This is a genomic window from Ephemeroptericola cinctiostellae, from assembly GCF_003339525.1.
GTDB classification, from domain to species: domain Bacteria; phylum Pseudomonadota; class Gammaproteobacteria; order Burkholderiales; family Burkholderiaceae; genus Hydromonas; species Hydromonas cinctiostellae.
This window is the reverse complement of the sequence record NZ_CP031124.1, coordinates 814,643-841,491: the sequence shown is the minus strand read 5'-3', so window position 1 is coordinate 841,491 and position 26,849 is coordinate 814,643. Positions and strand designations below refer to the sequence as shown.

20 protein-coding genes are annotated in these 26,849 nt (G+C 48.4%); 15 read left to right on the top strand and 5 right to left on the bottom strand.

All coding sequences use genetic code 11. From position 1 onward, the window contains the following. Positions 1-56: 56 nt before the first annotated feature. The 4 genes from DTO96_RS03980 to DTO96_RS03965 all read left to right on the top strand — a co-directional run bounded on the left by DTO96_RS03980 (position 57) and on the right by DTO96_RS03965 (position 7,746). On the top strand, positions 57-1,241 hold the full coding sequence (locus tag DTO96_RS03980) for a hypothetical protein (protein WP_114562316.1): 1,185 nt from the start codon (positions 57-59) through the stop codon (positions 1,239-1,241). A 178-nt stretch (positions 1,242-1,419) separates the two neighbouring features. Then, complete coding sequence (locus DTO96_RS03975) at positions 1,420-3,618, top strand: glycosyltransferase family 2 protein (protein WP_192879016.1); 2,199 nt, start codon at positions 1,420-1,422, stop codon at positions 3,616-3,618. Positions 3,619-3,690: 72 nt separating this feature from the next. Beyond that, positions 3,691-6,642: a glycosyltransferase family 2 protein gene (locus tag DTO96_RS12870; protein ID WP_225972555.1), complete on the top strand. Its 2,952-nt coding sequence runs from the start codon at positions 3,691-3,693 to the stop codon at positions 6,640-6,642. Between the two features lie 147 nt (positions 6,643-6,789). After that, the gene (locus tag DTO96_RS03965) at positions 6,790-7,746 is read left to right on the top strand and encodes a glycosyltransferase family protein (protein ID WP_157964316.1); all 957 of its coding nucleotides are present in this window, start codon (positions 6,790-6,792) and stop codon (positions 7,744-7,746) included. A gap of 21 nt (positions 7,747-7,767) precedes the next feature. Here DTO96_RS03965 and DTO96_RS03960 read toward each other — a convergent pair whose 3' ends face one another. The 3 genes from DTO96_RS03960 to pdxR all read right to left on the bottom strand — a co-directional run bounded on the left by DTO96_RS03960 (position 7,768) and on the right by pdxR (position 11,735). Then, the gene (locus DTO96_RS03960) at positions 7,768-8,859 is read right to left on the bottom strand and encodes a capsule polysaccharide biogenesis protein (RefSeq protein ID WP_225972554.1); all 1,092 of its coding nucleotides are present in this window, start codon (positions 8,857-8,859) and stop codon (positions 7,768-7,770) included. 317 nt (positions 8,860-9,176) lie between these two features. Continuing rightward, a complete protein-coding gene (gene cysM, locus DTO96_RS03955) occupies positions 9,177-10,097 on the bottom strand; it encodes a cysteine synthase CysM (protein ID WP_114562312.1) in 921 nt (306 codons plus the stop codon). Between the two features lie 126 nt (positions 10,098-10,223). Further along, on the bottom strand, positions 10,224-11,735 hold the full coding sequence (gene pdxR / locus DTO96_RS03950; protein ID WP_114562311.1) for a MocR-like pyridoxine biosynthesis transcription factor PdxR: 1,512 nt from the start codon (positions 11,733-11,735) through the stop codon (positions 10,224-10,226). 215 nt (positions 11,736-11,950) lie between these two features. On the opposite strand from pdxR, the gene DTO96_RS03945 reads away from it, so the two are divergent. Both DTO96_RS03945 and DTO96_RS03940 read left to right on the top strand, forming a co-directional pair. After that, complete coding sequence (locus DTO96_RS03945; protein ID WP_114562310.1) at positions 11,951-12,733, top strand: gamma-glutamyl-gamma-aminobutyrate hydrolase family protein; 783 nt, start codon at positions 11,951-11,953, stop codon at positions 12,731-12,733. An 80-nt stretch (positions 12,734-12,813) separates the two neighbouring features. Next, positions 12,814-14,181 (top strand): glutamine synthetase family protein, encoded by a 1,368-nt coding sequence (locus DTO96_RS03940; RefSeq protein ID WP_114562309.1) that lies wholly within the window; start codon positions 12,814-12,816, stop codon positions 14,179-14,181. 51 nt (positions 14,182-14,232) lie between these two features. On the opposite strand, the gene DTO96_RS03935 is transcribed toward DTO96_RS03940, so the two are convergent. Further along, the gene (locus DTO96_RS03935) at positions 14,233-14,481 is read right to left on the bottom strand and encodes a hypothetical protein (protein ID WP_114562308.1); all 249 of its coding nucleotides are present in this window, start codon (positions 14,479-14,481) and stop codon (positions 14,233-14,235) included. A gap of 79 nt (positions 14,482-14,560) precedes the next feature. Between DTO96_RS03935 and DTO96_RS03930 the strand changes: the two genes are divergently transcribed. From DTO96_RS03930 to DTO96_RS03890, 9 genes are all read left to right on the top strand, one after another. Next, the gene (locus DTO96_RS03930) at positions 14,561-15,955 is read left to right on the top strand and encodes an aspartate aminotransferase family protein (protein ID WP_114562307.1); all 1,395 of its coding nucleotides are present in this window, start codon (positions 14,561-14,563) and stop codon (positions 15,953-15,955) included. Positions 15,956-16,171: 216 nt separating this feature from the next. Further along, the gene (locus DTO96_RS03925) at positions 16,172-17,344 is read left to right on the top strand and encodes an extracellular solute-binding protein (protein WP_225972553.1); all 1,173 of its coding nucleotides are present in this window, start codon (positions 16,172-16,174) and stop codon (positions 17,342-17,344) included. An 81-nt stretch (positions 17,345-17,425) separates the two neighbouring features. Further along, positions 17,426-18,553 carry an ABC transporter ATP-binding protein gene (locus DTO96_RS03920; RefSeq protein WP_114562306.1) on the top strand — a complete coding sequence of 376 codons (1,128 nt, stop codon included), beginning with the start codon at positions 17,426-17,428 and terminating at the stop codon, positions 18,551-18,553. 10 nt (positions 18,554-18,563) lie between these two features. Continuing rightward, complete coding sequence (locus DTO96_RS03915) at positions 18,564-19,463, top strand: ABC transporter permease (protein ID WP_114562305.1); 900 nt, start codon at positions 18,564-18,566, stop codon at positions 19,461-19,463. Beyond that, positions 19,460-20,284, top strand: a complete 825-nt coding sequence (locus DTO96_RS03910; protein ID WP_114562304.1) for an ABC transporter permease — start codon at positions 19,460-19,462, stop codon at positions 20,282-20,284. The genes DTO96_RS03915 and DTO96_RS03910 overlap by 4 nt, the downstream gene beginning before the upstream one ends. A 233-nt stretch (positions 20,285-20,517) precedes the next feature. Next, a complete protein-coding gene (locus DTO96_RS03905) occupies positions 20,518-22,017 on the top strand; it encodes an aldehyde dehydrogenase (RefSeq protein ID WP_114562303.1) in 1,500 nt (499 codons plus the stop codon). Between the two features lie 91 nt (positions 22,018-22,108). After that, positions 22,109-23,395, top strand: a complete 1,287-nt coding sequence (locus DTO96_RS03900) for an NAD(P)/FAD-dependent oxidoreductase (RefSeq protein ID WP_114562302.1) — start codon at positions 22,109-22,111, stop codon at positions 23,393-23,395. Positions 23,396-23,584: 189 nt separating this feature from the next. Continuing rightward, positions 23,585-24,505 carry a UDP-2,3-diacylglucosamine diphosphatase gene (locus DTO96_RS03895; RefSeq protein ID WP_114562301.1) on the top strand — a complete coding sequence of 307 codons (921 nt, stop codon included), beginning with the start codon at positions 23,585-23,587 and terminating at the stop codon, positions 24,503-24,505. Positions 24,506-24,512: 7 nt separating this feature from the next. Further along, positions 24,513-25,550: a glycosyltransferase family 4 protein gene (locus tag DTO96_RS03890; RefSeq protein WP_114562300.1), complete on the top strand. Its 1,038-nt coding sequence runs from the start codon at positions 24,513-24,515 to the stop codon at positions 25,548-25,550. Between the two features lie 203 nt (positions 25,551-25,753). Here the strand turns inward: DTO96_RS03890 and DTO96_RS03885 are convergent, their stop codons facing one another. Next, on the bottom strand, positions 25,754-26,764 hold the full coding sequence (locus DTO96_RS03885; protein WP_114562299.1) for a DUF2272 domain-containing protein: 1,011 nt from the start codon (positions 26,762-26,764) through the stop codon (positions 25,754-25,756). Positions 26,765-26,849 lie beyond the last annotated feature (85 nt).

The following is a 26,849-nucleotide window of genomic DNA, read 5'->3' as shown; positions in this document are numbered from 1 at the left end:
TTAGCGCCACAAGTTAATTTTGACCACAGCATTTGATAACAAAGTAAATTTTTACCATGAAAAACATATACATTCATATCGGATGCGGGAAAACCGGATCATCGGCACTTCAGCTTTGGTTGCATCAAAACATCAAGTCACTGGCAAAAGCAAATATTCACTACCCCAGCACAGTAAAAGAGCTGGATAAGTATGCAATCACATCGGGCAACGGTGTCAGCGCGGTGGATGCGATTCGATCAGGCAAGGGATTGGAATACTTCAGTGAATTGATTGCTCACGGCCAAAATTTTTGTCTTTCATCCGAAGCATTTCAATTGCTAGATCCAAAAAACTTGATTGAATTCAAACAAATACTTCAAAAACTAAACGTTCAGCCAATCATCATTGCTTATGTCAGAGACATTTATGACATGATGTATTCTTCATACCTTCAACTCATCAAGAGAAATCTTTTTGCTCGCTCATTCCGAGACTATGTACTCAGTCAAAAAAGCCTGCAACAATTTCAAGTGATTGAACGCTGGGCAAATGCATTCGACAACATCCAACTCATACACTACGATTCAGTCAAATTCAATGTGGCTCAACCTTTCTGTGATGTACTTCGCATCCCTTATGGTGACATGCGACCTTTGACCAAAACCAAAGTCAACCGCTCCCTTAGCATCAATGAAGGTGAGCTGGTTCGGTTTATGAATGAACAATATGTTCGCCAATTTGGAAAAGATGCATCCGCTGTTTTCTGTGAAAAAATCTCCAACGCGCTCATTTACAAACATCCCGAGCTCGAGACCGAGATATTCTATGATCAGTTCCTTTATGACGACATGGAAACGAAATTCATAGAACAAATCAACCACTTTAACTCCGTCTACTTTCAAGGAAAAAACACCATTCAAGTGTTTCGCAAGGAGAACAAACCGATAACGGAACAATCTGCACATATTCCTGATTATTTGTTAATTTGCATGCAAGAATTGTTAAAAATGTGCACGGTCATTTCGCCAGCCGACCACAGTATTAAAAAGCCAGAAACCAATACAGTGCCCCCCTTGACCGAACATGACCCTCGTGTTGTTCCCCTTTTGGTTGGCTCTGCAGCAAAAAGAGAGGCCTCCAACCTCAACGATGCATTGACCTTGGTTCAAGCAGCACAGGTATTAAGGCCAACAGGTACAATTATTAAGGCAAAAATAGACGACTACATCAAACGCTTGGATGAAAAAAATGAAGCATAAGGTGTCAAATCGGTTCATAGGACATTTTATAATACACACCACTCAACAATGGATTTCACTCAAATAATATGCATTCGATTAAAGACATCCATCCAACTCTTCGGCATCATTCAGCACTGCTTTGATGAGACGCTTACTTAATCATCTTGGTCGATACAGTGCAAAAGAACTCACTGTAATGCCAGCAGAAAAGAGCCCACATTCACCTCCAGAGTCACATCGACCCTCTGGTGAAGTACCCTACCTGTCCTTATCCAGTCGGTTAAAAGCGGGTTGGTATATGCTCGAAATCGCAGTGGATTTACCCTGCGCCAAATCCGTCACTAAAATTCATTTAGACTTCGTCAACACAAACACAGAATCGATGGTTTACAGCCTACCCATCCGTTCAAGTCGAACAGCAAAACGCCTGATTCACGTCCCAGCCTTGGCTCATTTACACCTTGAGCCCCTCTCCACAAATGGGGCGTTTGTATTGCGAACATTTCGTTTGACTCGAGTGGGTCAATATTTTGCACATGCACGCATCAAAACCAAGCTATTGAATCGTCATCCCCTTTATTACAAACGCTTGTTCTCCGCTCAAGAAAAAAACGATGTGTACACCCACTTGTGGGAAGATTACAATGCCATTTTTGAGCGCAGCCCCAAAGAATTGATCAGTTATGAAGAGTGGATCGAGCGGATCGAACAACCCTCCATTCCATCGCAATACGAACAACAGCAACGCATTAAAGAATGGGCATCAAAACCTCTTTTTTCGATTGTCACACCCACTTACAACACCCCCCTGCCTGTATTGCGAGCGTGTTTAGACAGTGTCCTTGCTCAATCGTATCCACATTGGGAATTGTGCATTGCGGACGATGCATCGACAAACCCAGCAATTCTTGACCTTTTGACTTATTATGCCAACCAAGATTCACGCATTCGTTTTGTGATTCGCGAAAAAAATGGTCACATCGTGAAAGCCAGCAACACCGCTTTGGAACTGGCATCGGGCGATTTCATCGTTTTGCTTGACCATGATGACACCTTACCCAGCCATGCACTATGGACTGTTGCTAAAGCATTACAGGCACACCCGAACGCTCAAATTATTTACTCTGACGAAGATAAACTCGATTTGAATGGCCATCGTTGTGAGCCCTTCTTTAAACCTGATTGGTCTATCGATTTACTTCGGTCTCAGAACTACATCTCCCACCTTGGTGTGTATCGTCATGAGCTGGTCAAACAAGTGGGGGGATTTCGAGAGGGCTTTGATGGCAGCCAAGACTATGATTTACTGTTGCGTTGTACCGCGCGCCTGAATGATGCGGCGGATATTTTGCATATCCCGCATATTCTCTATCACTGGCGCATGTCCAACCAATCGGCCTCCGTCAACGCTGACAACAAAAGCTATGCCTCTGAATCCGCTCAGCGCGCATTACAAGAACACGCCAACACCATGCAAACAGGTGCAAAAGTCAGTGTGATCGCCAATGGTTTATATCGTCATCACTGGCCCATTCCAGCCTCGGAACCTTTGGTCAGTTTATTAATTCCCACACGAGACAAACTTGAGTTGATCGAAAGCTGCGTCCGCAGCATTTTGGATAAAACCACATACCACCACTATGAAATCCTGATTCTTGACAACGGAAGCGTCAATCCAGAGACGTTACAATTTTTTGAAGCGATTCAAGCGGGGAACAGCCGCGTCAAAGTGTTGCGCTGGGATTATCCATTTAATTACTCTGCCATCAACAATTTCGGCTCTCGCCAAGCCAAAGGCGAACTGTTGGGTCTCATCAACAACGACATCGAGGTCATCTCACCGAATTGGCTGTCTGAAATGGTCAGTCATGCCATTCGCCCAGATGTCGGCTGCGTAGGGGCTAAATTGTTTTATGCAGATGACTCCATTCAACATGCTGGAGTGATTCTTGGTATTGGCGGTGTTGCAGGGCACAGTCACAAATATTTTGAACATCACCGCGGCGGCTACTTTAGCCAACTGCGTATTGTGAGAAATGTCAGCGCAGTCACGGGGGCTGTGCTGCTGTTGCGTAAATCGGTCTTTGAAAACGTCGGTGGCTTAGATGGCGGTGAGTTGAAAGTGGCTTTTAATGATGTGGATTTGTGCTTAAAAGTCCGCGACATGGGATTGGTCAATGTGTGGACACCTTTTGCCGAACTCTATCACCATGAGTCAAAATCCAGAGGGCAAGACATTACACCACAACAACAAAAACGCGCTGAACATGAAGTGACCGTTATGGTTCAGCGCTGGGGAATGCACCTATACAACGACCCATACTACAACCCGAATCTCACCTTGACACACGAGGATTATTCACTGTCCGTTGAACCAAGGATGATGAACATCTAATTTTTTGCAGCGCACACTTTAATCACACACATCAAAATGAATCCTGAAACAAATACACAAGTCACCGTTAACATGGATCAGCCAATCGACTCACAAGTCGCAGGGACTGCGCTGGCTCCGCCGAGAGATTTAAAACATCAACTGCTAAAAATCAAAGAGGAAAATGCTGTTCTTTCTCTAGAGGTGGCTCAACTTCAACAACGTGTGCATGAACAGGCCTCGATCATTCGCCGTCTGCGCAACCTGCGTGCCGTCAAATGGACAAAACCATTTCAACGCATCAGCCATTGGTGGGAGCAGCGCGTCCAGTCGCGCACGCCGGCAGACCTGATTCCTTATCATCACATCATGGGGTCAAGAAAAAAAGGCCAAGACATTTGGATTTCGACAGGAGATGACCCTCAATTTTTGATTCAACCTGTCTATAAAGAAATGACCCGTGAAGCGGGATGGTTCATGCTGGAATATGAATTCCAGTGCACCCATAACAGCTCACAACAGCTTTTTTTTGACCTTGGTGAAGGCTTTGTCTCCGCAATGAGTTTAACTTGGGAAGCCCCGGCATCAGGGCGAATTTCGCTTCCCATTTACCTGCCTTCCGGTTGGCATGCGCTGCGCCTAGACCCACTGACCCATGAAGCCACGTTTCACATGGACCATGTGTTTTTAAGACGTCTGTCAAAACGCCCAGATCACTTGGCACCACACAACAGCTCAACATATGACTACCTCGAACACCACAAGTCTGGCACCAAAGTCTTGGGACGGCTGTCACCCATACAGCAACTGGCAAAAGTTGGAAACAACCCATTGCACTGGCAATCGGTTGGAGAAGACCCTTACTTCATTTGGGAGTTAAACGACACCTCTGAACTGCAGTCAGGCTGGCATGCGTGGCAATTTAAACTTCATACAACAGATGATTCAAGCCGATCAACCATGTCGCGCTTATACTTGGACAGTGGCGATGGATTTAATGAAGTTGAAACGGTCAACCTGCCCTTGAATCACAGTGATGATGCCCCCTCATCTCGGGTTTTCTTTTCGAAAAAGAACATCACACGGATTCGATTTGACCCCATTGATTACCCAGGTGAATTTCGCATCGAAACACTCGGTATGGAAACCATCCATGCCGATGAATCGCTTCACATCATGCTGGATCATTTGTCCTTACATCACCCCAATCATTTAGAAAAAAGCAAAGACAGCATTTTGCACAGCATTCAACCGCTGTGTGATGCCTCAGGTGCATCCCCCCTTGAAGTGGTCTCCAGACTGTATGAAGAGACTCAAGTCAATAACAACACATTGATTGACTATAAGGCATGGATGAACTCGGTTGAACCCAGTACCATTCCATCGAATCAAGCCATCGAACAGTCCATCAGACTCTTCGCGCACCCTCCTTTGATTTCCGTGGTGATGCCCACTTACAACACGCCCGAAAAATACCTGCGTTTATGTATTGAATCCATCATCAAGCAAAGTTACCCTCACTGGGAGCTGTGCATCGCCGATGACAACTCACCCCAAACACATGTTCAGCGCATATTGAAAGAGTATGCTCAACGCGACCCTCGAATCAAATACACCATTCGTGAAGTCAATGGGCACATTTCAGCAGCTTCAAATTCTGCATTGGCCTTGGCAACGGGCAATTTTGTGGCATTACTGGATCATGACGATGAGCTCCCTTCATACGCTTTGTATTTTATCGCTGAGGCAATTAACGCCCATCCCGATGCGGCCGTGATTTATAGTGACGAAGATAAAATAGATGAGGCGGGCTCACGTTTTGAGCCGCATTTTAAGTCGGATTGGAATCCTGACCTGTTTTTGTCACAAAACTACGTCTCGCATCTTGGCGTTTATCGCAGGACATTGCTCGAGCAGATCTCGGGCTTTCGTCTGGGTGTAGAAGGCAGCCAAGATCAAGACCTGCTGCTGCGCTGCTTACCACACATCAATGCCACCCAAATCATCCATGTCCCGCGCATCCTCTATCACTGGCGCACCCTGCCTGGCTCCACAGCCATGGCGGCAGGTGAAAAAACATACACCACCGATGCAGGGATCAAAGCACTTGAGGACTATTTTCAACAAACGGGACAACAAGTTCGTGTCGAAATGGGCAAAGTGCCCAACACATACCGAACCCACTACCCCATTCCAACACCAGAACCGTTGGTGAGTTTACTCATCCCGACCCGCGACAAAGTAGAACTTGTCGAAACGGCAGTGCGCAGTATTTTGGAAAAATCAACATACCAAAACTATGAAATTTTAATTTTAGACAATGGCAGCATTGAAGACGCCACTTTAAGCTATTTTATAGCCATTCAAGCACAAGACAGTCGAGTGCGCGTTCTTCGCTGGGATTTTCCTTTTAATTATTCAGCGATCAATAACTTTGGCGCCTCTCAGGCAAAAGGTGAGATTTTAGGTTTAATCAACAACGACATTGAAGTCATCAGCCCAGAATGGCTCAGTGAAATGGTCAGTCATGCCATCCGCCCTGAAATCGGCTGTGTTGGGGCAAAGCTGTACTACCCTGATGAAACCCTGCAACATGCAGGTGTGCTGTTGGGTGTTGGCGGCGTGGCCAACCACGCCCATTTGAGATCCCCTCGATCCTCTCTGGGACCTTTTGCCCGCTTGACTTCAGTACAAAACTTTTCCGCAGTCACCGCTGCAGTCTTGCTCGTCAAAAAACGCACCTTCAATCAAGTCAATGGTTTGAATGAAAAAGACCTCACCATTGCATTCAATGATGTTGACTTTTGTCTTCGAGTGCGACAATTGGGTTTGAGAAACATATGGACGCCTTATGCCGAACTGTACCACTATGAGTCAATCAGCAGAGGCTCTGAGGACAATCCTGAAAAATTAGCGCGGTTCAATGCCGAAGTTGAATATATGCAAACAACATGGGGTCCATTGCTCGAGCAAGACCCTATGTATAATCCAAATTTGAATCGAAGCAAACCCGATTACTCTATTGCATCAGATGCATTACAATGAGCCACAAAAAACTTTATTGTGGAAATACGGTCTCCGTAGAAATCGATTGAAATGATGAACATCTGGCTCTCTTTATTTAAACGGCAAAAAAAATCAACGCCATCACACGTTGATTTTTGCGCCGTAGCAAACCGCTCTGCGTTTGTTTTGACCCAAGGGCATTCTGCTTCCTTAGATTACTATATCGCCCCTCAGCTTATGTCCATGGGCTCAACAGACTACGCCCTTCTGGACACACGCCTGCAAGCGCCATCACTGATGGATGCCCCCAACAATGCCAACGGTCAAGTTGTTATTTCTCGTTATCTCCCACCTCACTGGATACCATTTATTAAGCATTTGCATGCCATGGGGAAAAAATTAATCTACTTTATGGACGATGACCTGTACGACCCAAATGCTTTGGCTGAACTCCCTAAAGCTTATCGTCAGAAAATTTATAGCCAAGCATTCAACCAAAGGTCACTCATTGAAGATGTGTGTTCTGAGTTTTGGGTATCCAGCACTTATTTAGCTGAGAAATATGCCGACTGGTCGCCAAAGCTACTCGAGCCTAAACCCACACCAACAAATCGAGAGGCCGCTCAAAACTTCTGGCTGATTTACCATGGCACCGCATCGCATGTTGACGAATTCGCATGGCTACATCCAATCGTAGGCCAAGTTGAACTCAGCCTGCCCTGTTCACGTTTCGAAGTGTTTGGTGATCACGCCATATATAAACAATTTAAGCATTTGTCTCGGGTGACCGTCATTCACCCCATGCAATGGTCGAATTATTTAGACTACACAACACATGCGCAACGTGACATCGGCCTTGTTCCGTTATTGCCTTCTAAATTTAATGCGGGGCGCGGCCCCACCAAGTTTTTCGACCTAACCCGCATGGGCGCAGTGGGCCTGTACTCAGACATCAAACCATACAGTGATTTTATTCGACACGGGATTGATGGTTTTTTACTGCCAAACGACCCTCACATTTGGGTGAGTACAATCATGACGCTGTATCACAACCCTGAGTTAAGAAAACGCATCATCCGAGCGGCTCAAGAGAGGATGCTACATTTAGAATCTCAACAGACGGAGACTTTAGGCAAGGCTTAATGTGTTTAAAACCAGAATAGCTTACTTGGGTAGGCGTTCATTGACATAATTCACATCACCTCGATAAAAGCTACCATTCAGTTGCGTGGTCTGAATCAAATATTTTAAAAAACCCGCAACAATTTCTTTGTTCGGCTTAAAAGCATGAGCGATCCTCCAAAAATCATCAATTTCACCAATATAAGTGATTTCACTGATTTTATAAATGCTGTCACCCTCAACAAATACAGGAAGATGGCGCTGCACAGCAGATAAGCCCACCGTACTGTTGACGACAACGACACCCGAAGCAGCATTAAGCAAGCTTGGCAAATGTTGATCATGAATATAAAACACCCTTGACTTGAGCTCTCCCTCTCCGACAAGGTTTTTAATCAATTGCGTGTAATCGTAATAGCCTCGATCCATTGGGTGATGCTTGATCACCAAATAAGTGTCACTGGGTGCATGTTTCGCAAATGAATTAACCGTCTTTTCAATAAACTCTCCCACAGTATCAAACTGCGAGTGGCTTAATATTTGCGAATCGTTGTGCACTTGCAAGGGTACAAAAAAATATTTTTTGAACAAATCGCCCGTTAAACGCTCTTGAACGCCCCGCTCTTTTACGCGATAAAATTGTTTTCGCCAAACGCCTTTCACCCAAGGCCAAGCCTCAAGTAAACTTAAAGGACGATGGTGCTTGTATTTCCCAAAAAAAGGTTTAGTAATAGATGCCGCAAGATAATACAGCATGGTCTGTCTCACCATATGCCAATAAGTGTTTCCGACTGGATCAGCCTTGGGAAAACGACCCGCCGCATATAACTTATAAAACTCAGGCAGTTTGGGCAGTTGAGAATAGCCGTTAACACCATAGCGTTCAAGTGTGATGTAGTTGGGACGAATATAACCTTCTTCAAAAACCCCAACCTCAATGGCAAGCTCTAGTGCAATGGCATGAGCAATTTTATGCGCTGGACGGCAATCGCCAAATAAAAAAATCAGGTCAACATTATGCTCAAGTACAAATTTTTTGAAAAATGCAGGCCAATCTTTAGGCTGGCCTCGATATTGAATGGAGCCTCGCGGATAAAAAACAAAATCACCACCATTAAAATTGATTTTAAACACAGCTTCCACCCCTGCATGTTTCAAATCACAAGACAAACGGCTAAAAAAAGACCCAATAGGACCTTGCAAAAGCAAGACCCTGCGTCCTTTAAAAGAGGTTAAGCCATTATTAATCATTGATCGATTTCAGATAAAAAAGGTGTAGTTTCCACATTTTATCTCAAATCAAACCCACGAAGTGGTTTTGAATTGCGTTAAAGTAAGATATGCCCATTTCACTCAACTATAGGCAAAAAATACAACGTTTTAACGAATTTTAGAACTTTTCTGTATATTTATAAAAAGATAAATCGTTATATAATCTGAACAAAAATACATCAACTTACAATCGAATCAAATACACCTGTTGACAGATAGCGATCGCCTCGATCACAGACAATAAATATGATCGTGGCATTTTCAACGACCTTTGCAACCTCCAAAGCTGCCCACAACGCGCCACCCGATGACACCCCCGCAAAAATGCCTTCTTCAGTGGCCATGCGTCGCACCATGTCTTCGGCATCTTTTTGTTCAACAAGCACTTCTTGATCAACTCGGCTGGCATCAAAAATACTGGGCATGTAGGCCGCTGGCCATTTGCGAATACCCGGGATGCTTGAGCCTTCGGCGGGCTGTGCGCCAATGACTTGAATTGCGGGGTTCTTTGACTTCAAAAAGGTGCTCACGCCCGTGATGGTGCCTGTTGTGCCCATGGCACTGACAAAGTGGGTCACTTCACCGTCGGTATCACGCCAGATTTCAGGTCCTGTCGTGCGGATATGAGCCAATGGATTGTCTGTATTGGCAAATTGATCAAGTACTTTGCCTTTGCCATCCGCTTGCATTTGCAAAGCCAAGTCACGCGCATATTCCATGCCACCGTCTTCGGCACGGGTCAAAATCAGCTCCGCACCATACACTTGCATCGCGAGACGGCGCTCAACACTGAGGTTGTCGGGCATGATGAGGATCATTTTATAACCACGCATGGCGGCCACCATGGCCAAAGCGATGCCTGTGTTACCGCTGGTCGCTTCGATCAAGGTGTCACCCACTTTGATGTCACCGCGTTTTTCTGCTTCTAAAATCATCGATAAGGCAGGTCGATCTTTCACCGATCCTGCTGGGTTGTTGCCCTCAAGCTTACCCAGCAACACATTGTTGCGTGCAGCAAGGACGTCCGCGCCAATGCGTTGAATTTTCACCAAAGGCGTATTGCCTACAAATTGATCGATGGTTGGGTAGTTTTTTGGCATAAGGTTCTTCTATGGCTTTCATCAAAAGTGGAAAAGGGTATGGGTAAATTGTAGCCTGAATTGCACCATTGCGCTTTATCCCGATGAGCAATACGAATGAGAAAAGCGACCTGTTCGATGCCAAGCCTATCCTAAAACGGCTTTAATCACTGAACCCAATCGTTGCCCACAATCAACCAAATCATTGGTGTCCACATACGCAAAGCCCACCACCAGTCCGCGGGCATCGGTCGGGCCAATGTAATAACGCGACAACGCGCGCACCGACAAGCCTTGTGCTTGACACTCTGCTGCCAAAGCCAAATCATCGATGTGTGGCGGCAATCGCATCAAAAAATGTAAACCCGCATCGACCACAATTTGCTGTACTTTGCCTGCAAGGGTTTTCTCGAGTACGGCGAGCAGTAAGGTTCTGCGCTGTGCATACGCTTGGCGCAATCGGCGGATGTGGGTGGTGAAATGGCCTTGATCAATAAACTCTGCCAAAGCGGCTTGCAAGTGCAATTGACCTGGTCGGTATAAGTCATACAAAGCCGTTTTAAATGCACCAATCAAGGGCTCAGGCAATACCAAGTACGACAATTTAATCCCTGGATAGATCACTTTTGAAAAAGTGCCCATGTACAACACACGGTCAATCCCCGCTTCGGTTGCCAACCCTTGTAATGAGGCCAATGGGCGACCAGAATAACGGAATTCGCTGTCATAGTCGTCTTCTAAAATCCACGCGTTCACACGTTGGGCGTATTCAATCAATTTTTTACGACGCGCCAAAGACATCACCGCGCCCGTGGGGTATTGATGTGATGGGGTGACGTAGATAAACTTGGGGGGCAAGCTGTTCAAATCCTCTTCGGACGGATTCATGCCATCGTTATCCACGGCGATCGGGCGAATGCTCAGATCGTTTGCATAGAGCGAGCTCCAAGCCCCCCAATAACAAGGGTTTTCAGCCCATGCCACGTCATCTTGATCAGCAAGGATGCGGCTGATCAGGTCGATCGATTGTTGCGTGCCCGCAGTGATCAACACTTGATCGGGGACAAGTGACACACCCCGCGACACCCGTAAGTAATCCGCCACCGCTTTTTTCAACTGAAAATACCCACCGTCGGTGTCGTAATCGTACAAGGTGATGTCCTCGCGTCGCCACACTTGGTTTTGAACACGTTGCCATGTTTTAATAGGGAAATTCAGCAAATCCATCTTGCCACGCAAAGCAAAAGGCTGCACCTCATAGTTTTCAACGCCTTTTTCACGCGTCAAACGAGCACCGCGTTTAGACAAAATGAGCTCGGGATCGGTCGTGCCACCCACCTCACGCTGACGAACAACCGCAGCCTCACCATTGAAGCCATCGGGTAAAGCATCGGCCACGTAGGTGCCGCTGCCCGTTTGGCTGCTGACATAACCCTCGGCTTGCAATTGATCATACGCAGCGACAATCATGTTGCGAGAAGCCTCCAGTTCATGTGCCAGGTCACGAGAGCTGGGCAGTTTGCTGCCCGCAGGTAAACGGCGGTTAACAATGGCACTGCGAATGGCCTCATACACCCGTTTATAACCAGGTAAACGTGGATGGAAATCTTGCCGTTCAAGCTCATTTTGTAAAAGCTCGGCCAAAGGGGTGCGACGCATGGTATTCTCCTGTAACAATGCAATTGGATTCTACACCAACTGTTTTTCTGCAATGATTTTAAACCATTCCCTTTTTAAGTGGACTGAAATTTTCTGATCAAGTGGTTCTTTTAGCCCAACCAATGCTAAACTATACTCGGTCAGACTGGTATATATGTAGCCCAAGCCTGTCCACATTGAACTCAATCCACCTTTGATTTGGAGATACCCGCTGCATGAATACCGCCGCCGTGAAACGCGATGCCATCGTTCTTATTCCCGCATGTAGTAACTTTGTCGGACGTCACCCGTCACATACGGTACAACGCAAGTATGCTGATGCTGTCTTTTACGGCAGCAACTGCACACCGCTGTTTTTCCCAGCGATGGGCAGTGAGTTGAACGTGAATGTGCTCTTGGACAATGTGCACGGTGTGTTTTTATCGGGTTCGCCATCGAATGTCGATGCAGGTCTGTATGGTGAGCATGTGTCACACCCTCATTTGCCACAAGATCCTTTGCGTGATGGCGTCACACTGCCTTTGATTCGCGCAGCAGTGGCACGCGGCATTCCTATTTTGGGCGTATGCCGTGGCTTTCAAGAAATCAATGTGGCTTTTGGCGGCACACTGCATCAAGCGGTGCATGAGCTCGATGAGTTTGGCGACCATCGCGAAGACAAAAACGTTGAGTTGGACGATCAATACGGCCCCGCTCACCCATTGACATTGGTTGAAGGCGGTTTACTCAGACACATCACGGGCAAGAGTGAAACTAAGGTGAACTCGTTGCACGGACAAGGCATCAACAAGCTGGGCGCGGGTCTGATTGCCGAAGCTTACGCCCCCGATGGCTTGATTGAAGCCTTCAGGATTGCAGAACATCCAAATTTTGGCATGGCGGTGCAATGGCATCCCGAATGGAAAATGAAAGAACACCCAGATTCACTGGCTTTATTCGATGCATTTGGGCAAGCATGCCGCAACTTTGCCCTCCATTTAAGCAATATATCTGCTTAAAGCCCACGTTTTTATATTAAAGCAATTGAGACACTTCATAAACAAGCTTAAAAACGCACATTATTAACCAAGGACGAACCATGAGCTTACAAAAATTCACCACTTTCAATGAAATGGAACGCTGGCTCGATGAAAACCGCGTGACCGAAGTCGAATGCCTCGTACCCGATTTAACGGGCATTGCGAAAGGCAAAATTCTGCCACGCAATAAATTCTCCGAAGAGCGCGGCATGCGCTTACCCGAAGCAATCTTCGGCTCAACCGTGACGGGCGAATACCCTGAGGATGGCGACCTCGACCTCATCATTGCCCCCACCGACATGGACATGGAGCTGCGCCCAGACCCAACCACCGTGCGCCTCGTCCCATGGGCCAATGATGCGACGGCTCAAGTGCTGCACGACTGCTTCAAAATGGACGGCACGTTGGTCGAATTCGCCCCACGCTCGGTGTTGCGCCGCGTTGAGTCATTGTTTGCCGCCGAAGGTTGGAAGCCCATCGTCGCACCTGAACTCGAGTTTTACCTCGTCGCCCGCAACACGGACCCCAATCAATTGTTGCAACCACCAATTGGTCGCAACGGTCGCCGCGAATCAGGTCGTCAATCCTACTCGATTGATGCCGTGAACGAATTTGATCCGCTGTTTGAAGACATTTATGATTATTGTGAAGCGATGGATTTGGATGTGGACACACTGATTCACGAATGGGGTGCGGGCCAAATGGAAATCAACTTCCTGCATGGCGCACCGCTGGATTTGGCCGACAAAGTTTTTTTCTTCAAGCGCACCTTGCGCGAAGCAGCGATTCGTCACGACATGTTCGCCACATTCATGGCCAAACCCATGCAAGACGAACCAGGCTCCGCCATGCACATTCATCAGTCCATCGTGGATGCGGTGACGGGTAAAAACATTTTCAGCAACGACGATGGCACGCACAGCAAGGAGTTCATGCACTACATCGGTGGATTGCAAAAATACATGCCATTGGCCATGGCTTTGGTTGCACCGTATGTGAACTCATACCGCCGCATCACCAAGCACACCGCAGCCCCCATCAATGTGCAATGGGCGCGCGACAACCGCACGGTTGGCTTGCGCGTCCCCGACTCATCGCCCGCCAATCGCCGCGTTGAAAACCGTGTTGTTGGCTCAGACGCCAACCCTTATGTCGCACTTGCTGTGACACTGGCCTGTGGTTACTTGGGGATCAAGAATCAGATAGAACCATCGGCTGAAGTGGTCGGCGCCGTGAATGGGTTGGACTTTGAATTGCCACGCAGCATGGGTGAAGCACTCACCGCACTGAAAGAATGCCCAGAGCTACACGAAGTCCTTGGCCCTCAATTCGTGAAAGTCTACTTGGCCGTGAAAGAGGCCGAATACGAAGAATTCATGAAAGTGATCAGCCCATGGGAACGTGAAAATTTGTTGTTGAACGTTTAATCACATGACACACAGGCGGGCACAGGCCCGTCTTTTTGCAACCAATGCTTCTTAATGCACTCGTAAAACCACACGAACCATGTAAACGATGGTGAAAACGTCAACAATCACATGCTTTGCTTTACCATTTTGTTGGGGGGGCATGGGTTCTTGTGCCGCTCCGCCGCTTAAAACCTCTGCATGCCCTGCATTCAAATCATCGCAGAAGAAGGTTTGCTTTGTGACCAACCCACAACACACCAACGCCCACAATCCACTTTCCCACCCCCACCCCATCCATTCAACACAACGCACCACCATTTTATTTACACTGTGCTTTTAGAACACGTTTAACACCTGTGTTTCACATTGAGTACACATCACCTGTCACGGAGACTTTATGATTAACACCAAAACTGCCGCTCTGCAAAAACTGGACTCTGCTCATTATTTGCACCCATTCACTGACCACAAAGACCTTGCCAGCAAGGGTGCACGCATCATCACACGCGGTGAAGGTGTGTATGTTTGGGACACCGAAGGCAATAAAATCCTCGACGGGATGTCTGGCTTGTGGTGTGTCAACATGGGCTACGGTCAAACCGAACTGGTTGAAGCCGCCACACAACAAATGACTGTTTTACCGTTTTATAACAGTTTCTTCAACACCTCGGTTGAGCCTGCGATTGAACTGGCTGCTTTGTTGGCAGAAATCACGCCACCACAATTCAACCATGTGTTTTACAGCTCATCGGGCTCAGAATCCAACGACACCATCCTGCGCATGGTGCGCCGCTACTGGGACATCAAAGGTGAGAAACAACGCAAAACCATCATCAGTCGCAAAAACGGCTATCACGGCTCGACGGTTGCAGGTGCATCCCTCGGCGGCATGACCGGCATGCACGAACAAGGTGACTTACCCATTCCAGGCATTGTTCACATTGAGCAACCTTACTTCCGAGAAGTTGTCAAAGACCACCCTGAGCTCAAAGACCTCAGCGAAGATGAATTTGGCGTACTCGCTGCAGGCTGGTTGGAAGAAAAAATCCTCGAAGTGGGTGCAGATAAAGTCGCCGCGTTCATCGGTGAGCCTGTACAAGGTGCGGGTGGTGTCATCATCCCACCGAAAACCTACTGGCCAGAAATCCAACGCATTTGTGACAAATACGGCATTTTACTCATCAGCGACGAAGTCATCTGCGGCTTTGGCCGCCTCGGGACATGGTTTGGCTGTGAAACCATGGGCACGAAACCTGACTTCATGACGTTTGCCAAAGGCGTGACCTCTGGCTACATCCCACTGGGTGGCGCCATGGTCAGTGACCGTGTGGTTGACGTGTTGTACCAAGATGGTGATTTCAACCACGGCTACACGTACTCAGGACATCCCGTTGCGTGCGCAGTGGCGGTGGCCAACATCAAATTGATGCAAAAACTTGACCTCGTCAATCGAGTCAAAAACGACACAGGCCCTTATTTAAAACAAGCTTTTGAATCATTGAACGATCACCCGTTGGTCGCGGATGCCAAAACCGAAGGCATGGTGGCAGGTTTGGTCATGCTCAAAGACAAAGCCAACAACACCCCGTTCGATGACGATGACAATGTGGGCATGATCTGCCGAGGCCATTGCTTTGACAATGGTTTGGTCATGCGCGCGGTGGGTGACCGCATGATCATTGCCCCGCCTCTGGTCATCAGCCATGCGGAAATTGATGAATTGGTTCGATTGGCTCGCTTGGCATTGGATGCCACATGGGCCGATTTAAAAGCCAAAAATATCGTGCAATAATTGTGTAACCTCTCGCACCTTAAACGTGCAAATGCAAGACAAATGAGAATGAGATGTGCATGAAATAGGCATGAAAACAATTGCACATCTCAGCAAAAATAGTAAGATGATGGCTGAAGCGAATAAAGCACGCACATGCGCAAAACTCGCGGATTGAACGTCACACATTGATTTGAATTGATAACCCCGTTTTTTCACATCCTTCAGGAGACATCTGTGAACACAACAACCATTCGCCATTTTGGCTTATCTCTTTTCGCTGGCTTGGTCATGGCCGCTTGTGGTGGCAGCGACCCCAAACCAGCCGACAAACCCGCAGCAAGCGAGCCAGCAAAAACCGAAACTGTGGCGGCCGCTCCAGCCAAACTCACAGGCGCTGTCAATGTGTACAACTGGGTTGAATACATTCCAGAAAACATGAAAGCCAACTTCGAAAAAGCCACGGGCTTAAAAGTCAACTACGACACCTTTGATACCGATGAAACCTTAAATGCAAAAATCATCGCGGGCAATTCGGGCTATGACGTTGTGGTACCGGGTGCAGCATGGGCAGAACAACAAATCAAGCAAGGTAAATACCTCAAGCTCGATAAAAGCAAAATCCCCAATTACAAAAACCTAGACCCCGCATTGATGGCGCAAGTCGCTAAAATGGATCCAAACAACGACTACCTCGTCCCTTGGGCATGGGGCTTTACAGGCGTGGGCATCAACGAGGAAAAAGTGAAAAAAGCCTTGGGCAAAGACACACCTCTGCCTGAAAACCCATTTGATTTGGTTTTCAAACCGGAATACGCCGACAAACTCAAATCATGCGGCATTTTCATGCTTGACTCCCCCACTGAAGTCATGCCTGCGGCATTACAATACTTGGGTAAAGATGCCAGCAGCACAACTCTGAGCGATTATGATGCGGCCTTAGAGATGTTGAAAAAAATCCGCCCAGACGTACGTAAATTTGGCGACTCAAGCGTCATCAATGAGGTCGCTGATGGCAACTTCTGTGCATTCTTGGCATGGTCTGGCGACATCAATACAGCCGCCAAACGTGCGGGCAGCAACAACATTAAAATGTTACTGGGTCATGGCGGCATTGTGTTCTTTGACACCATGGCCATTCCTGCAGACGCGAAAAACATTGACAATGCTTATGCATGGATCAACAACTCACTGGATCCGAAAATTGGCTCCGTCATCACCAATGAGCTCGGCTATGCCACTGCCAATAAAGCCGCATTGGAGTTTGTCGACAAAGACATGGCCGACAACAAAACCATTTTCTTAACCCCAGAGATTTTGGCACAAATGGCACCACGCCGTTTACCTGGCACTCAAGAAGCTGCCAAAGCAGTTAACGATACTTTCCGCAAATTTAAAACGGGCAAGTAACTTCAACGTAAACCCTTGTGCATTTGCATGAGGGTTTTCTTTATTTCACACACTTCCCGCGCATCACATGAGGAGAACAGCATGACTGCCCACACCAATCCCAGCCCATCCAATGCGGCCTTTTTAAGCATTGAAAATTTAGAAAAAAAATTTGGCGATCACGTCGCAGTCAATAAGGTGTCCATCGACATCGGTCAAGGCGATATTTTTGCATTGCTCGGCAGCTCTGGCTGTGGCAAATCCACTTTATTGCGCATGTTGGCCGGTTTTGAAACCCCGACATCAGGCCGCATTTTGCTTGCGGGTCAAGATATCTCTCAAGTTCCACCGTACGAGCGCCCCATCAACATGATGTTTCAATCGTACGCCCTATTCCCTCACTTATCGGTTTGGGACAACATCGCTTTTGGCTTGCGCCGCGATGGTTTGGCCAAAGATGTGGTGGCCGACAAAGTGGAGCGCATGCTCAAACTCACGCAATTGACCAAATACGCCAAACGAAAACCACACCAATTGTCGGGTGGTCAACAACAACGCGTCGCCTTGGCACGCAGCTTGGCCAAAGAACCCAAATTATTATTGCTCGATGAGCCACTCGGCGCTTTGGACAAAAAATTACGCGAAGCCACTCAACTTGAGCTTGTCAACATCATTGAAAAAGTGGGCGTGACCTGTGTGATGGTCACCCACGATCAAGAAGAAGCCATGACCATGGCCAGTCGCATCGCCGTCATGTCCGAAGGTCGCTTTTTACAAGTGGGCTCACCGCGAGAAATTTATGAAACACCGCAAACCGAATTCGTTGCTGACTTCATCGGCAATGTCAATTTATTCTCGGACGGTGAAATCATTGTCGACACATTGGAGTTGGCAGAGGTGCAAACCACCGACGCCTTACACGTCATCGACCACGCCATTGTGGGCGAAGTGGGCACAAAAGTGACCATTGCCATTCGCCCAGAAAAAATGGAAATTTCACGTGATGCCCCCAACCAACGGGGCAACCAATGCCATGGCGTGATTAAAGAAATTGCATACTACGGCTCAGACACCTTGTATCACGTCAAACTGGACAACACGGGCACCATCATCAAGGTTCAAGCCGCCAACACCGAACGTTACAGCGGCGAGAAACTCACTTGGGAAGATCCCGTTTACGTCTCATGGAATTCGGACGCCATCGTCCCCATCGCGCCATCGTATCAATAAGGAGCGCACCATGAAACTCACTCAATCTTCGCGGGGTAAATGGCTGGTCATCGGCCTGCCCTATTTTTGGCTGCTGGTCATGCTGCTGTTGCCTTTTTTATTTTTGGGACAAGTCAGCGTTTCTGAAATGGAAAATGGCGGCGGCTTCCTTAAAATCTATCGCCATGATGGTTGGTTTTTCAAAGACAACTTCATTCCCATTTGGAACGACATCATCAACGGTGGCACATACCGCACGGCTTACCTGTCTTCGCTGTATTATGCCGCATTAACGGCTTTTTGGTGTCTGATCATCGGTTATCCCTTTGCCTATTTCATGGCACGGGCCCGCAAGGAACTGCAACCCACATTGCTGTTGTTTGTGATGTTACCGTTCTGGATTTCCATGTTGATCCGTGTCTATGCGATTAAAGTGCTGTTCAATGACTCGGGCTTTTTGGTCACATCGATCAGTGGTTTATTGCAAAGGTTTGGTTTGATTGACGATCCATTGCATGTGCTGGGCACGCCCTTCTCCATGATGTTTGGCATGGTCTACGTGTACATCCCATTCATGATTTTACCGCTCTACTCCACTTTATCCAAAATGGATCCACGCTATTGGGAAGCCTCAGCCGATTTGGGGGCAACACCGATTAAAACGTTCTTCCTCATCACGGTACCATTATCCAAAGCAGGGATCATTGCAGGCTTGATGCTGGTCTTCATCCCATGCGTTGGTGAATACGTGATTCCTCAATTGCTCGGTGGTGCAGACATCTTAATGATTGGTCGCGTTCTGGCGGATGAATATTTTCAAAATGCCAACTGGCCGCTCGCATCGGCATTGGCTATCACGATTATCTTATTGGTGATCATCCCGATGATGATTCTCAATAAGTACGAAGAAAAAGCAGGAGAATTCAAATGAACGAACAACATCGCTGGTTTGCCCGCTCATGGATGGTCATGGTGTATGCGTTTTTATACCTGCCCATTTTCGTGCTCATCGCCTTTTCTTTCAACAAAGGTCGCCCGACCCATTGGAACGGGTTCTCAACGGAAAGTTATGCGGCTTTGGCCAAAACCCCAGAGATTCTAGATGGCTTGATTGTCTCTCTGAAAATTGCCGTGATTTCTGCGATTTTCTCGGTCATCATTGGCACATTGATTGCATTCGTGCTGCAACGTTACCGACGCTTCACAGGCAAAACGTTGTTCAGTGGCATGGCCAACACGCCTCTGGTCATGCCTGAAGTGGTTTTGGGGTTATCGTTGCTGCTCGTCTTCAAGTCACTGTTCAAAATGGAGGGCGGTTATTTGATGATCATCTTGGGTCATACACTGCTCGGTGCAGCGTATGCGTCGGTGGTCATCAAAGCACGCTTTTCTGAGTTGCCGATGGCTTACGAAGAAGCTGCATTGGATTTGGGTGCAAAACCTTTGAATGCATTTTTCTTGGTGACCTTACCCCTGATTGCCCAATCGCTCATTTCCGCAGGCTTGCTGGTGTTCACCATCTCGTTTGATGATGTGGTGGTCTCTCAGTTCTTGAATGGCCCTGGGGTCAAACCGTTGCCCAACGTCATCCTCGACAATGCCCGCCAAGGCGCAAAACCCGTGCTGAACGCCCTCGGTGCGGTGATTGTTTTTGTGGTCAGTGTCGTTCTGATTGCAGGCAGTATTTGGATGCAAAAACGTGAAAAGAAACGCAATGCCGAAATCGCGGCCGCTTATCGCGATGCGACGTAAGATTGAACATCCGACTCAAAAGCGCAAGTCAATCGACTTGCGCTTTTTATTGTGGTGCCTCTTTACTGTTTTGCCCACAACAGGCTCATAAAAAATGACATATTATGAATGATTTGAGAACCACTTAAATTTTCGTCGCACGTCCACTTCATGCTTTGCATAGCCTTTCCGATCACTCACATTTATAATCATCCCATTCACACAATTCAAAACAACGACACAAGAGGAACACCATGAGCTCAATCAATTGGAAAGAAAAAGCCACCGCGCTGAAAGCCGCAGGCTTTGATGGCCGTGCCTTTGTCAATGGCGCACGCGTGGCAGCACAAGATGGTGCAACCTTTGATTGCATCAGCCCTTTGGATGGCAGCAAGCTGACCGATGTGGCGCGTTGCCAAAAAGCCGATGTTGATGCAGCGGTGAAAGTGGCGCGTGCGGCATTTGAAGATGGCCGCTGGGCGCATTTATCACCCAAAAAACGCAAAGAAACCCTGATCAGATTTGCCGATTTAATCGTTAAAAATGCACATGAACTGGCCGTCACTGAAACGTTAGACATGGGTAAACCCGTATCAAATGCCTTGGCTGTCGATGTGAATGCGGCTCAAAACACGATCCGTTGGTTCGGTGAAGCCATTGACAAAGTTTATGACGAGGTTGCGCCCACACCACGTGACTCACTCGCGTTGATCACTCGCGAAGCGGTCGGCGTGGTGGCGGCGATCGTGCCATGGAATTACCCTTTACTGATGACCAGCTGGAAAATCGCGCCAGCATTGGCCACAGGCAACTGCGTGATTTTGAAGCCTTCTGAAAAATCGCCTTTGACCGCTTTGCGTTTGGCCGAGTTGGCCTTAGAAGCAGGCATTCCTGCGGGCGTGTTCAATGTGTTACCCGGTTACGGCCATGAAGCTGGTGCGGCTTTAGCTGAACACATGGATGTCGATTGCATCGCATTCACTGGGTCAACCGCAGTGGGTCAGCGCATCATGCAAGCAGCAGCGGCATCAAACCTCAAACGTGCATGGATGGAGTTGGGTGGCAAATCACCGAACATTGTTTTCGCCGATGCACCTGATTTGGATGCCGCCGCAGCCGCCGCAGCGGGCAATGTATTCTACAATCAAGGCGAAAGCTGCAATGCACCCACGCGCCTGTACGTCGAAGCATCGATCAAAGACGAATTTATGGCGAAAGTTGCGGCACACGTGGCGGCCTTCACCCCCGCCGATCCGCTTGAGGGCGATACCAGCATGGGTGCGATTGTCGATGACATCCAAATGAATTCTGTATTGAAGTACATCGAATCAGGTAAAAATGAAGGGGCACAATTGATCGCAGGTGGTTCACGCACGCGCATCGAAACGGGCGGTTACTTCATTGAACCGACCATTTTCGTGGCCGAACCGCACATGACGATTGTCCGTGAAGAAATTTTTGGCCCTGTGCTCGCCGCCATGACCTTTGACACTGAAGACCAAGCCATCGCACTCGCCAACGACACCATTTATGGTTTGCAAGCCGCCGTTTGGACCAGCAATGTTTCTAAAGCCCTTCGCGTGGCACGCGCCATCAAGGCCGGTACGGTTCATGTCAATCAGTACAATGATGACGACATCACCGTCCCATTCGGGGGCTATAAACAATCAGGCAATGGTCGTGACAAGTCCTTGCATGCTTTGGACAAATACACCGAATTGAAAACCACTTGGATCAAAATCGACAACGCATAAGCCCATTTAATATTGATCCCAAGCCCACCCTGTTGGTTGTGCTTGGGATCATGCGACCATTTGCAACAAACCATTACATTATTATTAAGCCATGAACACACCCTACGCACCCACATATTACGCCGCCACCGCGAACCCCGTCCCCAACCGCCCTGCCCTGCAAGGTGAAATCAGTGCAGACATCTGCATCATTGGCGCGGGTTACACGGGTTTATCAACGGGTTTATTTCTTGCCGAACAAGGGCTGAAAGTGGTCGTGCTCGAAGCCGCCAAAGTCGGATTTGGTGCAACGGGGCGCAATGGTGGTCAGATCGTTAACAGTTTCAGCCGTGACATTGACGCCATCGAGCGACAGGTGGGTCACGATGCAGCTAAAGTTTTTGGTCAAATGGCCTTTGAGGGCAATCGCATCATTCGTGAACGCATCTCCACATACGACATCAAATGCGACTTGAAAAATGGCGGGGTGTTTGCGGCTTTCACGCCCAAACAAATGCGCCACCTTGAGCACCAACGCAAGTTGTGGGCGCGCCACGGACACAACACGGTGGATATGCTCGACAAAAAACAAATGTCAGACGTCGTCGGCAGCGATGTGTATGTCGGTGGCTCGATTGACCATTCAGGTGGGCACTTTCATTCGCTGAACCTCGCCTTAGGCGAAGCCGCAGCCATTGAATCATTGGGGGGCACCATTTACGAACAAAGCCCTGTGATTCGCATTGAACGTGGCGCGAAACCCGTCGTCATCACCGAACTGGGGCGCGTTAACGCACGTACAGTGGTCGTTGCAGGCAATGCTTATTTGGGCAATCTTGTGCCTGAATTGTCTGCAAAGTCAATGCCTTGCGGCAGCCAAGTGGTCACCACAGCCCCCTTACCCGCTGACGTGGCCAAAAGCCTGATTCCAAATGACCATTGCATCGAAGATTGCAACTACCTGCTCGATTACTACCGACTGACCGGCGACAACCGCTTGCTTTACGGCGGCGGCGTGATCTATGGTGCTCGTGACCCAAAAAATGTGGAGGCCATCATTCGACCCAAAATGTTAAAAACATTCCCGCAACTGCAAAATGTCAAAATCGATTACGCATGGACAGGTAATTTCCTTTTAACGTTGTCACGCCTCCCACAAGTCGGCACACTCGGTGAACACAACAATATTTTTTACTCGCAAGGTTGCTCTGGACATGGCATCACGTACACCCACCTCGCGGGCAAAGTCTTGTCAGAAGCCATCATGGGTCAACGTGAACGTTTTAATGCCTTTGCGCAATTGCCACACTATCCGTTCCCAGGCGGTCGCCTCATGCGCGTGCCCTTCACAGCGGTGGGAGCGGCTTATTATAGTTTGCGCGATAAATTCGGCATCTAATCCACAACCAAAGAAAGTGTAAATACGCTGTCCAACCAAACCGTTGCCGTTTGTTTAACCGATCCCACACCCCAGTATTCACTACTGGGATGTGCTTTTTTAAGACCCGTCATACAACATTCATGACACTGTCACAGCGCGGTCACATCTCCCTTCTATGATGGCATTGTCTCAATCAAGGAGGACGCCATGTCAGAACAAAGCCACATTCACAACGATACCGCCGCATGTCAACAGCGCACATTGTGGATTTCTGACGTGCATTTGGGCACCAAAGACTGCAGCGCTCAAGCCTTGCTCGACTTCCTCAAACACCACGATGCCGAAACCATTTATTTGGTGGGCGACATCATTGATGGCTGGCAACTGCGTAAGCGCTGGTACTGGCCACAAACCCACAACGATGTGATTCAAAAACTGTTGCGCAAAGCGCGCAAAGGCACGCGCATCATTTACATCCCAGGCAACCACGATGAGTTCATCCGCAGCTATTTGCGTCACTCTCCTTTTTTGGGGGTCGGTGGCATAGAGATTGTCGATGAGGCCATGCATGTCACCGCCGATGGCAAACGCATTTGGGTGCTGCATGGCGATTTATTCGATGGTGTGGTGCAAAACATGAAATGGTTGGCACGCTTGGGAGATGAGCTGTACATGCTCGCTCTAAAAGTCAACCGCTGGCTCAACAACTGGCGTGCCCGCATGGGCTTTGACTATTGGTCGTTGTCACAGTACTTAAAAAGCAAAGTCAAGAATGCTGTCAGTTACATCGACGATTTTGAACATGCAGTGGCCACCGAAGCAGAACGCCGTGGTTGCGACGCGGTGCTGTGTGGGCACATTCATCGCGCACAAATCCGCCAAATCGGGAACGTCACTTATTTGAACTCAGGCGATTGGGTGGAAAGTTTAACTGCGATTGCCGAAGATTTTAACGGCAAGCTGTCCATCATTGAATGGGGTAAAACAGAGCAAATCGCCAAACGCAAAATGAACGATGCCCTCCTTCGCGCAAAACAAACCTCTCGCACCACCATCCCCATGCCTGCCAGTACATACCATGAGCATGAGCCCATTGTGGACGTGTTGCCATACCCAAACCACCACTAGGATCTCGATGAAAATCATGACGGTCACCGACGCATGGGCGCCTCAAGTCAACGGCGTTGTGCGCACCATCCAAGCCACCAACCAAGAACTGATCGATATGGGGCACGAAGTGGTGATGCTCACACCTTTACAATTCAAGACCGTGGCTTGTCCAACCTATCCAGAAATTCGGTTGTCCTTGTTCCCCAATAAAAAAGTGGCGCGCATCATCGACGATGAGCGCCCCGATGCATTGCACATCGCCACCGAAGGCCCATTGGGCATGGCCGCACGACGTCATGCGATGCGACACGACATCCCATTCACCACGGCGTACCACACGCGCTTCCCCGAGTATGTTCGTGCCCGATTCGCGGTACCGCTGTCATGGACATACCGTTTTTTACGTTGGTTTCATGAGCCCGCACAGCACATGCTCGCCCCCACGCAGGTGGTCATCGATGATTTGGAATCCTATGGTTTTAAAAATGTGCGGATGTGGTCACGTGGCGTCGACACAAACATCTTTTATCCTCGCATTGAACAACGCTTGAGCACTGAAGAGCCCATTTTTCTTTATGTTGGGCGCGTTGCCATTGAAAAAAACATTGAGGCTTTTTTATCACTCGACTTACCTGGCAGCAAGTGGGTGGTGGGCGAAGGCCCTGCTTTGGCAGGTTTAAAAGCGAGCCACCCGAATGCACATTATCTGGGTGTACTGAGCCAAGATGAGCTGGCACAAGTTTACTCCTCCGCCGATGTTTTTGTGTTTCCAAGCCTGACCGACACTTTTGGCTTGGTTTTACTCGAAGCCCTCGCCTGTGGCACGCCAGTGGCTGCATTTCCCGTCACAGGGCCCATTGATGTATTGGGATCATCCAAAGCGGGGGTCATGCACAACGACCTGCGCATCGCCTGCCTCCAAGCACTCAACATCCCTCGTGATACGGCACGCGCGCATGCCGAGCAATTTTCATGGCGGCAATGCAGCGAAGCATTTGTTCAATGGCATCAGCCTTCAGATCAACCCCACTCTCAGCATGCAAGAAGTGCTCAAACTGCATGATGGGCGATTCACAGAACTCGTTCCCACGCCCTGCGGCGAAATACGTATAAACACTTTCAAACTCAACTTCATAAACAGCTGAAAGTAAACAGTTGAAAGTTTGCAAGCAACCATACGCATTCCTCCGCAGAGCGTGTCAACGAGACCACGCACCTTCACACACATCTTCATTCAATAGACACAGGCCGCTATCCAACCCTGTTTCAGGGTCTGTTTGAAGATCTAATGGTTGCAGGCATTCGATATTTCAACACCACCACCCAATCTTTACGGTTCATGTCGCAGCCCTTTCCATTCAGCGGTGAACATTGCGCCTCCGAGTCCAGCGTAGAATGGACGCCCTCAGGAGGCGACATCGGCACACTCACAGGCAAGAGGTGTTTTTTCGACAAAAAACCACGTGGCGTCAACGTCAACTGGCGCATGGTCACGGCCTGTATCACATTGCCACCAATCGCATAGGCTTTTTGCCCGTTCACACTGACCACAATGTCACAGTGCATTTTCAACGATGCCGCATCGTGTGCATGCTCTGACAACCACGTAAAAAACCCCGCCACACCATACACGCGCCGTGAATCGCGCACATAGCACAGCACATCACCTTGCTCAATGCGTGTATTCAAAGGGTCTTTAGCGCGATAAGCGTAGTCAGAACCATCGTCCGATACAAACGCAGGTTTGATGTAACGAATGTGCCCATCCTCAAAAGCAAACTCCGATGACCCCATGCCCGCCTGTCTCATGACATATGCCATGAACGTACCCGACCACGGGGTGTCAACAATGCGACTGCGAATGATCGCATCAATGGTCGTCGCCCTTGAATCCGAAGCGGTTGAAACATCAGGCAGATCCGTGATGCGGTATAAACCTTCAATCCCAGCACCTTGCCGCCAATACCGCTCAACCCGACGCCATGCCGCCGTACCATCGGTCAAAGCATCGTTCTCAGCCTCCATCACCCCTGTTTGGATCAAATGCCCTTCACCATTGATGTACGGTTGGTGCCACAGCGCATGTTCTTCACACGCCACCTTAGCAGCCCATGTGTTTTTCTGTGCGGGACTCAAGCCATCCGAAAACTCACACACATTCATGGGCGCGGCATTTGCAGAGCCCATGCCAAAACGGACATACAGACCCAATAAGCACACAGCGACACCCAACACCACACACATTCGGACAGCACGTTTATTTAAATTCACAGGCATGCGCCCCCATAAAAAAATGATGCCTCACACAGAGGCATCATTTGATGACATGTTTCTCATTGCATCACACCATCGAATCAAACAT

Coding starts and splice junctions, on each gene's coding strand:
- DTO96_RS03915 (WP_114562305.1), top strand. CDS start 18,564: ATGAAACTCACTCAATCTTCGCGGGGTAAATGGCTGGTCATCGGCCTG.
- DTO96_RS03910 (WP_114562304.1), top strand. CDS start 19,460: ATGAACGAACAACATCGCTGGTTTGCCCGCTCATGGATGGTCATGGTG.
- DTO96_RS03975 (WP_192879016.1), top strand. CDS start 1,420: ATGCCAGCAGAAAAGAGCCCACATTCACCTCCAGAGTCACATCGACCC.
- DTO96_RS03905 (WP_114562303.1), top strand. CDS start 20,518: ATGAGCTCAATCAATTGGAAAGAAAAAGCCACCGCGCTGAAAGCCGCA.
- DTO96_RS03895 (WP_114562301.1), top strand. CDS start 23,585: ATGTCAGAACAAAGCCACATTCACAACGATACCGCCGCATGTCAACAG.
- DTO96_RS03945 (WP_114562310.1), top strand. CDS start 11,951: ATGAATACCGCCGCCGTGAAACGCGATGCCATCGTTCTTATTCCCGCA.
- DTO96_RS03890 (WP_114562300.1), top strand. CDS start 24,513: ATGAAAATCATGACGGTCACCGACGCATGGGCGCCTCAAGTCAACGGC.
- DTO96_RS03885 (WP_114562299.1), bottom strand. CDS start 26,764: ATGCCTGTGAATTTAAATAAACGTGCTGTCCGAATGTGTGTGGTGTTG.
- DTO96_RS03940 (WP_114562309.1), top strand. CDS start 12,814: ATGAGCTTACAAAAATTCACCACTTTCAATGAAATGGAACGCTGGCTC.
- DTO96_RS03930 (WP_114562307.1), top strand. CDS start 14,561: ATGATTAACACCAAAACTGCCGCTCTGCAAAAACTGGACTCTGCTCAT.
- pdxR (WP_114562311.1), bottom strand. CDS start 11,735: ATGCGTCGCACCCCTTTGGCCGAGCTTTTACAAAATGAGCTTGAACGG.
- DTO96_RS03935 (WP_114562308.1), bottom strand. CDS start 14,481: ATGGTGGTGCGTTGTGTTGAATGGATGGGGTGGGGGTGGGAAAGTGGA.
- DTO96_RS03920 (WP_114562306.1), top strand. CDS start 17,426: ATGACTGCCCACACCAATCCCAGCCCATCCAATGCGGCCTTTTTAAGC.
- cysM (WP_114562312.1), bottom strand. CDS start 10,097: ATGCCAAAAAACTACCCAACCATCGATCAATTTGTAGGCAATACGCCT.
- DTO96_RS03900 (WP_114562302.1), top strand. CDS start 22,109: ATGAACACACCCTACGCACCCACATATTACGCCGCCACCGCGAACCCC.
- DTO96_RS12870 (WP_225972555.1), top strand. CDS start 3,691: ATGGATCAGCCAATCGACTCACAAGTCGCAGGGACTGCGCTGGCTCCG.
- DTO96_RS03980 (WP_114562316.1), top strand. CDS start 57: ATGAAAAACATATACATTCATATCGGATGCGGGAAAACCGGATCATCG.